We start from the raw sequence: 12,465 nt of genomic DNA on the forward strand, positions 1-12,465 counted from the left end.
TAAAGACTCTTTTTACATTGCAAGAATACAAATCAATATAAAGTAGGTTAAGGATTTCACTGCATATTTTTTGTATGAACCTATTTTACAAAGAACCACATAACAAGTCACACTCTATAAAGGTCTGATATCATTCCTTATCAGTATTTCATTCGACATTTTTTGTCGAAATTTGTATATTCATTCCCTATATTATTAAAATATACATTTGTTTTACGTTACAAAGCATTGAATATGAATATTTTCTCTAGAGAGTATACGTAGTAAAGGAGGCATAACGTAAGTCCTATTGATCCATGACAAATAATCCCTTCACAAAGCATTTCTATACAATAGAAGGATTCATAAAGGAGGCACAATGAAAAAACTTTTCAATATATGTTTAATTGTATTCGTACTATTTTCGCAGCTTGCTAGTTTTCCATACAATCAAGTAAAAGCGGAAACATTAACAGGCAATTCATTATTTGACACTGTTGAAATGAAAGATGCAACGAATCAGATTATTGACGAAGCAACAAATCCTAAAAACTTAATACACGTAGGATCAAACATTCACCTAGAATATGCTTGGTCAATAAAAGATCATCAAACAGACTCAGCAGTGTTCCAAATACCTAACGCATTAAAAGTTAAAAATAATCAACAAGGAAATCTGATGGCAGATCAGCAAATTATTGGTCAATATTTTGTTACAGCAAACGATAACAAAATGAGACTAGTATTTAACGATCAAGTAAAAGATTCCAAAGGCGCTAACGGAAAAATCAATTTTGATACAGTATTCAATCCTGATTTAAAACCTGGTGCAAAATCTGTTCAACTCTCATTCCCTCTAGGTATAACAGCTAAGTCTATTTCAGTCCCTGTTCAAGTAGATAACCCAGCTTCCCCTACTACGAATAAGGATACGGCCCAGCAACCTATGGAAGAGCAAAAGAATAGTGATGCTCAGCAAACTGCGGTAGAGCAAAAGAATGGCGATGCTCAACAACCTGTGGTAGAGCAAAAGAATGGCGATGCTCAACAACCTGTGGTAGAGCAAAAGAACGGTGATGCTCAACAACCTGTGGTAGAGCAAAAGAACGGTGATGCAGAGCAGCCTACGGAGAATCCTGATGATAAAACAACAGAACAGCCCGTTGAGAATCCAGATCCATCACCTAAGCAAATTACAGAAAATATTTTAACAGGTGTCACATTAACGGATAAAGACGGTAAGCCATTTAATGATACGGATAATCGTCCAGATCCAAATTCTATTACCCAAATCGATTTTACATGGGAAGTCTTGAAATCACTGAACGTCAAAGAAGGTGATTACTTTACTTTCCAACTCCCAGAATACTTTATTGTCCACAATACAATTACACAAGATTTAATAGATGGAAAAGGACATACGATTGGATCGTTCGTTGTTACGCCAGATGGCAAAGTAACGATGACTTTTAACGAATATGTTGAAGATCATCCTGATATAGCTGGACATTTAAACATTCGTACGGAGTTTAATGAAGTAAAAATTACAGGGACTACCGAAAAACAAATCCCATTCCCTATTAAAGAAAAAGACGTTATTATCGAACTTGATTTCAAACCTAAAGTAACACAATCTATAGATAAAAAAGGTGTACCTGATAGACCAATTAATACGAATCAAATTAATTGGAAAGTAGAAATGAACAAGACAAAAGATAAGCTTACAAATGCAGTCTTTCAAGATAACATTCCAAATGGAGCGAGTCTCAATGAAGATTCTATTAAGGTTTATTATTTAGAGGTAGATATTAACGGGAAGACAACTCGGGGAGCAGAAGTTCCTAAGGAAGAATATGAACTTACTTCATCCTCTGATAAATTAAATATCGCCTTTAAAAAAGAAACGAATAAAGCATATGAAATTGAATATGCGACAAAGATTACAGATGAAAGTGTTACAACTTTCAAAAACAACGCAAAAGTAACTAGTGATAATCAAAATAGTGTATCAGCAAATGCCACTGTAACTGTTTCACGTGGGACACATCTAGAGAAAACTAGTAAGTACAACCCAAAAACACAAACAATTGAATGGACAATCACTTACAACGGTGACCAAAGAAAAATCAAAAAAGAGGCTGCTCTTTTAAAAGATATTCTAGATAAGGATCATAAAATTGATCAAAGTTCTATCGTTGTAAAAAACGCTTCTTATAATGATAGTGGACAAATTGTCACTGGTGACGATGCTACAAACTTCACAGTAAAAGAAACGACTGAGGGATTTGATTTACAGTTTACTACTGATATTGATAGTGCCTACGTAATTACTTACACATCAAAGGCCGCGGGTGATGTCATCGCAGATGGCGAAATCGAAAATAAAATTATTGCAGATGGTGGTTCAAGTAAAACAAACAAAGTTACATTACAACAACAAAACATCATAAAGAAACATAATAAAAATGCAGGCGATACAGATTACAATGCGAAAACAACAAAATGGACAATTATTGTAAATGATAACAACTACGTGTTAAACGATGCTGTTATCAAAGATACGTTTGACTTTGGTGGTCTAACGTTACAGGAAAATAGTTTCAAGATTACTGACGGATCAAATGAACTTAAATTAGGGCATGACTACACACTTCATGTAACCGATAAAGGATTCGAAGTGAAACTAGCTGGTATTTACAAGTCTAATATGGATAAAACTTTAACTATCACATACACAACAGACTTTAATTACGAGAATCTATCCAAAGAGAAGGATAATAAATCGTTCAAAAATACAGCAAATTTATCATGGAAAGATGTAAATGGTGACAATAAAAAGAGTTCATCCGATGATACATTCAATCCTGACGGTTATACAAAAGGAAACGGCTTTAAATACGGTTCTTACAATGCCCAAACGAAAGAAATTAAATGGGACATAGGTTTTAACTATAATAATATGACGATTAAGGACCCTTCTATCGTTGATGTATTAAGAGATAACCAAAAATTAATACCGGAATCTATTGAAGTTCGACATATGAAATTAACTGGTGGTGCACATGGATTTGAAGTAGGTGATCCTGTTCCATCTAGCGAATATACGATAGAAACTCCAACAAAAGATAATAACAATACATTAACGATTCATTTTAAAAATGAAATTAAAACGGCTTACCATATTAGCTTTAAAACTTCACTTGCAGGTGAACAAATTAATAAGCGCTACGATAATTATGCCGATTTAAAAGATGGATCGAAAACTGTTACTACTATCCATGGTGCATTTGAGATTACAAACGGTGGTAGCGGTGTTACGAAAACAGCGAAACAAAATGACAAGTATATTGATTGGAGTGTTTCTATTAATGCCAGTCAGTCAACTATTGAAAATGCTGTCGTAACAGATGAGCCGACAGACAATCAAATGCTAGATGAAAAGTCATTCCATCTATATCCGACAACGGTAGCCGTAGATGGAACTTTAACAAAAGATACAGCAAATGAATTAAAAGAAGGAACAGACTATAAACTCAAAGTAATAACAGACAACGATACGGGGAAACAACAGTTTAAAGTTGAATTCCTTCATACCATTGATCAAGCTTATATTTTAGAATACCGCTCACTCATTAATGCAGACCATAATGAAAGGGTAAGTAATAAAGCGACGATTACTGGTCATCGTTTAACATTAACGAAAGTGGAAGATGTTAAGTTCGTTGAAGTTAAAGTATCTTCTGGATCTGGAGGTGGTTCTGCTAGTAAAGGACGCGGAAGCCTTCAAATTATAAAGGTTGATGATAAAGATCAAAAAGTGCCATTAGCCGGAGCAGAATTTACTTTATATGATCAAACAGGTACAACCGCTATTCGACCAATTACAACAGATGATGACGGTGTCGCTAAGTTTAACAACTTACGACGCGATAAATATATGATTAAAGAAACGAAAGCTCCTAAAGGTTATGTAATTAGTAAAGAATTAAGAGAAGGTATACTTGTTGAGCTAGGTTCTGACGAAATTACAAAATATACCCTTACAAATAAGAAGTTTGTCGGGAAAGTAGTACTTACAAAGACTGATGCTAAGAGTAGGGAAAAACTTGAACATGCTGTTTTCTCTTTACTAGATCAAAACAAACAAGTCATTCCTGAACATAAAGAATTAACAACAAATGACAAAGGACAAATTACTGTAGATAATTTAAAACCAGGAACGTACTACTTAAAAGAAACAAAGGCTCCTGAACATTATAAATTAGATGATCGACTGATTGAGGTTAAAATCGAGGAAGATCAAACAACAGTAATAAACCGAACTGCAACAAACAGTTTGATTCCAGGATCGGCCATTTTAACAAAAGTCGATAAAGATGGAAAAACTTTAGCAGGCGCGGAGTTCAGTGTAAGAGACCGAAATAACAAAATAATCCCTGGCTATAGAAAATTAACGACAAATGATCAAGGACAAATCGAAGCAAAAGATTTACGTCCTGGAGACTATCAATTTGTTGAAGAAAAAGCACCTGAACACTATGACATAGATAAAAAACCAATTGAGTTTACAATTGTCAAAAGTCAAAAGAAAGCAGTTACTGTTACAGCAACGAATCACCTCATTAAAGGTGGCGTCATTTTAACAAAAACTGATGATATCGATGATAAAACTACTCTTGCAGGTGCTGTATTTAAAATTGTTGATGCTAATGATGAAAAGAAAGTCATTCGCGAAAATGTAAAAACTGGTGCAGATGGTAAAGTAACTGTTAAAGACTTAGAGCCTGGCACGTATAAATTTATTGAAACGGAAGCTCCTAAGGATTATGTGTTAAATGCAAACCCTATTGAGTTTACAATCGATAAAAGCCAACAGTCTTTTGCTACTGTTACGGCAACAAACAGTTTAAAAACAGGCGAAGTCGAATTATTAAAAGTTGATGAATTTGGTGATAAAAAACCTCTAGAAGGTGCCGTATTTAAAATTGTCGATTTAAATAATAATGACGTTCGTACTGACTTAACTACAGATGCTGATGGAAAAACAAAAGCTGATAAGTTACGCCCTGGTAACTATAAGTTTATTGAAACAAAGGCTCCTGAGCATTATGTACTAGACGAGACACCGATTCCATTTAAAATCGATAGAAGTCAAAAAGAAACTCTACTTGTGAAAGCTGAAAATGCTTTAAAACCAGGAGATGTTGAATTAACAAAAGTTGATGATATCGATGGTACAGCTCTTGAAGGTGCTGTATTTAAAATTGTTGATGCTAACGATGAAAAGAAAGTCATTCGCGAAAATGTGAAAACTGGTGCGGATGGTAAAGCTATCGCTACTGGCTTACGCCCTGGCGATTATAAATTTATCGAAGTAACAGCACCGAAGTATTACGATAAAAATACAAAGCCAATCAAGTTCACGATTACAGAAAGTCAAACAACGTCGGCTACTGTTACTGCTAAAAACAGCTTAACAAAAGGCGGTATTGAATTAACAAAAGTAAATGCCGCAGATGAAAAAGAAACACTTGAAGGTGCTGTATTTAAAATCGTTAATAGAGATACGAATGAAGATGTTCGTACGGAACTTGTTACGAATAGTAAAGGAATACTAGTCGTAGATGACTTACGTCCCGGTAACTATAAACTTATCGAAACAAAGGCTCCAACTTATTACGATGTAAATGTAGAACCTATTGAATTTACAATCCAAAAAGGACAACAAAAACTTCTTCCACTTACATTTAAAAATAGTTTAACGAAAGGAAAAGTTAAACTTATTAAAGAAGATGATGTGGATAGCAAAATAGCTCTTGCTGGCGCTGTATTCAAATTACAAGACGCAACTGGCACTGACATTATGAAAGATTTAAAAACAGATGATTATGGAGTACTAGTTATTCCTGATTTAGCACCAGGGGATTATCAATTTATTGAAACAGAAGCCCCTGAACATTATAAATTAGATCAAACACCGATTAAGTTCACGATTAAAAAAGGTAGCAAGGATGATCTTCCATTCCCTGTCACTGTAACAAACAGTTTACTTACAGGTGGCGTTACTTTAACAAAAGTTGATGACATTGATGGCGTTACTCTTGAAGGTGCAGAATTTATCATTGTTGATGCTCATGATACGACAAAGGTGGTTCGTAAAGGATTAACTACTGATGAACATGGTAAAGTTTCTGCTTCTGATTTACGCCCAGGTGACTATCAATTTATTGAAGTAAAAGCTCCTAAAGACTATACGTTAAGCAACGATCCTATTCCGTTCACCATCGGAAAAAGTCAAAAAGAAAATATTAACGTTACCGCTACTAACAGCTTAAAGAAAGGTGCAGTCACATTAACGAAAATTGATGACATCGATCGTACAATGCTGAAAGGTGCTGTATTTAAAATTGTTGATATGAAGGGTAACGAAGTTCGCACAAACCTTGTTACAGACGACAAAGGCGAAATTTCGGTTTCTGACTTACGCCCTGGAGACTATCAATTTATTGAAACTCAGGCTCCTGAACATTATGTGTTAGACGAAACAGCGATTCCATTTACAATTGAAAGAAGTCAAACGGAAAAAATTACTGTTACAGGTAAAAATATGTTGAAAAAAGGTAGCGTGGAATTAACAAAAATTGACGATATTGATACTGATACGAAGCTCGCTAATGCTGTATTTAATTTATTAGATGCAGATGGAGAGATAGTTGAAGAAGGCTTAAAAACAAATGCTGAAGGAAAAATTGTTGTTGAAAATCTACGTCCTGGTACGTATAAGTTTATTGAAACAGTTGCTCCTGAACATTACGATTTAAATAAAAAACCGATCGAATTTACAATTAAGAAAAGCCAAACTGAAACGCTTCATGTTACAGCTAAAAACGCTCTAACAAAAGGTGCAGTGGAACTTTCTAAAGTAGATGACATCGATGGCACTAAACTTGAAGGCGCAGTATTTAACATTGTTGATATGAAGGGTACTGTAATTCATAAAGATCTTGTTACAAATAGTAAAGGGAAAATCGAAATCGACGACCTACGTCCGGGTGATTACCAATTCATCGAAACGAAAGCTCCTAAGCATTATGTTTTAGATGAAACACCAATCCATTTCACTATTGAAAAAGGACAGAAGAAGGCTATTACTTTAACTGCTAAAAATAGCTTACAACCGGGTAGTATCGAACTACTTAAAGTAGATGATCTAAACGATCAAATGAAACTTTCTGATGCGGTATTTAATTTACTAGACCAAAACGGGAAAGTGCTTAAAACAGATTTAAAAACGAACAGTGAAGGAAAAATCGTTGTTGAAAATTTACGTCCTGGTACGTATCAATTTATCGAAACAACGGCTCCGAAACATTATGATTTAGACAAAAAACCAATTGTAGTTACAGTTGAAAAAAGCCAAAAAGATATTGCTACTGTTACTATGAAAAATAGTTTAACAAAAGGCGGCGTTGAACTTACTAAAGTGGATGATATCGACGGTACAGCTCTTGAAGGCGCAGTATTCAACATTGTTGATATGAATGGGACTGTAATCCGCAAGAATCTTACTACAAATTCACAAGGTAAAATTAGCGTTTCTGACTTACGTCCGGGTGATTATCAATTTATCGAGACGAAAGCTCCGAAACACTACGATTTAAATAAAGAACCAATTCCTTTTACTATTGAAAAAGGACAAGCTGAACCGATTTCTGTTACTGCTAAAAATAGTTTAACAAAAGGTGCGGTAGAGCTTTCTAAAGTGGATGATATCGACGGTACAGCTCTTGAAGGTGCAGTATTTAAAATTGTTGATGACAAAAACAATGATGTTCGTACTGACTTAACTACTGTTAAAGATGGAAAAATCTCTGTTCCCGATTTACGTCCAGGGGACTATCAGTTCATTGAAATAAAAGCTCCTGAACACTACAAATTAGACAGTACACCGCTTAAATTTACAATTAAGAAAAGCCAAGCAGAGAAACTACAAGTCACCGCTAGTAACAGCTTAATTGAAGGTGCTGTTGAATTAATTAAAGTGGATGATATAAATCCAGATACAAAACTTTCTGATGCAGTATTTAACATCATTGATGCGAAAGGTAAAGTTGTTCGCACGAATTTAACTACTGATAAAGACGGGAAAGTTTCTGCTTCTAATTTACGACCAGGAGATTATCAATTCGTTGAAACGAAAGCTCCTAAAGATTATGATTTAAATAAAACACCGATTTCTTTCACTATTGAGAAAAGCCAACCAGCTCACGTTTCCGTTACTGCTAAAAATGGCTTAACTAAAGGTGGCGTGGAATTAACGAAAGTTGACTCTCTAGATGCGAAAGAAACGCTGGAAGGTGCGGTATTTAAAATTACTGATATGAACGGTAACGACATTCGTACGAATTTAGTTACCAATAAAGACGGAAAAATCATCGCTAAAGACTTACAACCTGGAGACTATCAGTTTATTGAAACGAAAGCTCCGAAACATTATGACTTAAATGAAGAGCCGATTAAGTTCACAATTGAAAGAAGTCAAACAAAACATGTCTTCGTTACAGCTACGAACAGCTTAACGAAAGGTAGTGTGGAGTTAATTAAAGTTGACGATGTTGAAGAAAACACAACACTTGAAGGTGCGGTATTTAAAATTGTTAATAAGGATGGACACGACGTCCGTACTGATTTAACTACTGATAAAAACGGCCGTTTAGTTGTGGATGAATTACCACCAGGAGACTATGAGTTTATCGAAACAAAAGCTCCTAATCACTATGACTTAAACGAAACACCTATTAAGTTCACAGTTAAAAAAGGACAAGAAAAAATCGCTTCCGTTACTGCTACGAATAGCTTAACGAAAGGCGCTGTTGAACTTTCTAAAGTGGATGACGTTGACGGTTCTGTCCTTAAAGATGCAGTATTTAAAATCGTCGATATGAACGGGCACAACGTTCGTTCTGATTTAACTACTGATAAAGATGGAAAAGTTTCTGTTTCTGATTTACGTCCGGGAGACTATCAGTTTATTGAAACGAAGGCTCCTACTCATTACGACTTAAATCAAAATCCTATCAAGTTTACTGTTGAAAAGAGTCAAACGACTAAAGCTTCTGTTACCGCTACGAATAGCTTAACGAAGGGCGCTGTTGAATTAACTAAAGTCGATGACACCGACGGCTCTACTCTTGAAGGGGCTATCTTTAAAATCGTTGATCATAACGGCCTTGATGTTCGTTCTGATTTGACTACTGATAAAGATGGAAAAATTTCTGTTTCTGATTTACATCCAGGAGACTATCAGTTTATTGAAACGAAGGCTCCTAAGCATTACGACTTAAATCAAAACCCTATCAAGTTTACTGTTGAAAAAAGTCAAACGACTAAAGCTTCTGTTACCGCTACGAATAGCTTAACGAAGGGCGCTGTTGAATTAACTAAAGTCGACGACACCGACGGCTCTACTCTTGAAGGGGCTATCTTTAAAATTGTTGATCATAACGGCCTTGATGTTCGTTCTGATTTGACTACTGATAAAGATGGAAAAATTTCTGTTTCTGATTTACGTCCGGGAGACTATCAGTTCGTTGAAACGAAGGCTCCTAACCATTACGACTTAAATCAAAACCCTATCAAGTTTACTGTTGAAAAAAGTCAAACGACTAAAGCTTCTGTTACCGCTACGAATAGCTTAACGAAGGGCGCTGTTGAATTAACTAAAGTCGACGACACCGACGGCTCTACTCTTGAAGGGGCTATCTTTAAAATCGTTGATCATAACGGCCTTGATGTTCGTTCTGATTTAACTACTAATAAAGATGGAAAAATTTCTGTTTCTGATTTACGTCCGGGAGACTATCAGTTTATTGAAACGAAGGCTCCTATTGGATACGATTTAAGTGCTAAGCCAATTCCTTTCACAATTACGAAAGGACAATCTCAAGTTACTTCTGTTACAGCTTTAAATAGTTTAACAACAGGTTCAATGGAGTTAACTAAAATTGATATTGATCACCATGGAACACTTGAAGGTGCCCTTTTCAATATTTTAGATCACGACGGAAAAGTAGTACGAGAAGGTTTACAAACAGACGGGCATGGTAAATTAATCGTAAATGATTTGAAACCTGGTAATTATCAATTAGTGGAAACAAAGGCTCCTAAAGGCTATCAATTAGATGCATCACCAATAAATTTTACAATTGAAAAAGCTCAAGCTGCACCACTACAAATTACAGTTTCAAATAAAAAAATCGATTCTTCATCCGGTGGAGATGATAAACCAATTACTCCTCCTAATAAAGAAGAGGAAACAGGGAAAGAAACTTCTGAAGAACTAGAAAAAGGAAATCCTGACACACATGGTAAAGGAACTTCTGAAGAACTAGAAAAAGAAAACCCTGACACACAAATAAACAAACAGCAAGATGACCGAAATAAGGGTAAAGAACTTCCAAATACAGGTCACAAAAATGATCCTACTCAAACAGTAGGTATCGTACTTCTACTAGCTGGTTTGTTAAGTATTTTAGCTACAAAACGAAAAAAATATTATTAATAGTTTTTCACACCTAATCAAGTAAACATTTGATTAGGTGTTTTTTTATACCAAAAAAGGACGATACATAGAGTATTGTCCTTTTAACGGGGTGAGGCTGCCCAAAAGTACGGAAAACCTTTGAACAGCCTCGTATTTTCATATGGATGCCTTACATATATCACTGATAATAAGTATGAAATGCGGAAACATATTTATCATCACATGATTCAAACATGAGAAAAGAAACCCTATAGGATTCTTTTCTCTACATAATCTAAAGTTTGGGTACACTAGATTCATGCAATGTAGGAGCTTTCCAAGCAGAAAGCGAACCTTCATTTAAAATGATAGCATACATATCTTCATCAAAAATATGTAAATATGCATATAGCGTTTTTTTATTTCTCAATGTCAGAATATTGAAAAATAATAAAGGTAACGGTAAAATAAAGTCGTTATCCGTCTTCTTTTGTCAGTCAGAGAGAATAGAAGAATAGGAGAGGAAAAAATGAAAAAATCTTTGAAACAAAAAATAGTAAGCTCTTTGCTTGCTGTATCACTCGCTGTTAGCTTAGCTCCAATTGGACAAGCCAAAGCTGATTCCACGTCAGAAATCACACAGACTTCACCTATCACAAAACAAGTTGATGCAAGCCGTGCCATCGAACACATCCGTTTCTTATCCGAAACAATTGGTCCTCGCCCTGGTGGGACAAAATCAGAAGAATGGGCTTCTCGCTACGTTGGTATGCAGCTTAAATCAATGGGCTATGAAGTAGAATATCAACCATTTCAAGTGCCGGATCAATACGTTGGATTTATTGAATCACCATTATCCACAAAACGTAATTGGCAAGCCGGAGCTGCCGCTAACGCACTAATTTCTACAGAAGCTGTTACAGCTCCTCTTATCTTTGTTCAAGGTGGAACAAAATTAGAGGATATCCCAAATGAAGTAAACGGAAAAATTGTTCTATTTGAAAGAGGAACAACAGTTACAGACTATAATAAACAAGTTGAAAATGCTGTTAGCAAAGGAGCAAAAGGTGTCCTTTTATACAGTTTAATTGGCGGACGCGGAAATTATGGACAAACCTTCAATCCCCGCCTAACGAAAAAGCAGTCTATCCCTGTCTTTGGTCTTGCTTATGCACAAGGAAATGCATTTAAAGAGGAAATCGCTAAAAAAGGGACCACTCTTCTTTCTCTAAAAGCGAGACATGAATCTAACTTAACATCACTTAATGTCATCGCTAAAAAGAAACCAAAAAACAGCACAGGTAATGAAAAAGCTGTCGTTGTAAGTTCGCACTATGATAGTGTCGTTGGAGCACCTGGAGCAAATGATAATGCTTCTGGTACAGGATTAGTATTAGAACTAGCTCGTGCTTTTCAAAATGTAGAAACTGATAAAGAAATTCGTTTTATTGCTTTTGGTTCTGAAGAGACTGGCTTACTTGGCTCCGATTATTACGTTAATAGTTTATCCCAAAAAGAACGCGATCGAATTTTAGGTGTCTTTAACGCAGACATGGTTGCAACAAATTACGATAAAGCAAAGAATTTATATGCTATGACGCCTAACGGTTCTCCAAACCTTGTAACAGACGCAGCCTTACAAGCAGGTAAACAATTAAATAATGACCTCGTACTGCAAGGGAAATTCGGCTCTAGTGATCACGTGCCATTTGCTGAAGTTGGTATTCCTGCCGCCCTATTTATTTGGATGGGTGTCGATAGTTGGAATCCATTAATCTATCATATTGAGAAGGTATACCATACGCCTCAAGATAATGTGTTAGAAAACATTTCGCCTGAACGTATGAAAATGGCATTAGAAGTTATCGGGACAGGAGTTTATAATACACTTCAAAAATCTGTTGCTCAAACTGAACAGAAAGCTGCTTAATCATTTAAAAGACCACTGATTTTTATCGGTGGTC

Annotated in this window: 2 protein-coding genes; both read left to right on the forward strand. The window is 35.5% G+C overall.

Annotated features, from left to right (window positions below):
• Positions 1-358: 358 nt before the first annotated feature.
• Positions 359-10,540 (forward strand): SpaA isopeptide-forming pilin-related protein, encoded by a 10,182-nt coding sequence (locus tag ACLBWW_RS11870; RefSeq protein WP_447614047.1) that lies wholly within the window; start codon positions 359-361, stop codon positions 10,538-10,540.
• A gap of 490 nt (positions 10,541-11,030) precedes the next feature.
• Positions 11,031-12,431, forward strand: a complete 1,401-nt coding sequence (locus tag ACLBWW_RS11875) for a M28 family metallopeptidase (RefSeq protein ID WP_061671868.1) — start codon at positions 11,031-11,033, stop codon at positions 12,429-12,431.
• Positions 12,432-12,465: the final 34 nt, after the last annotated feature.

The sequence above is a fragment of the Bacillus sp. M5A3_1b genome (assembly GCF_053345335.1).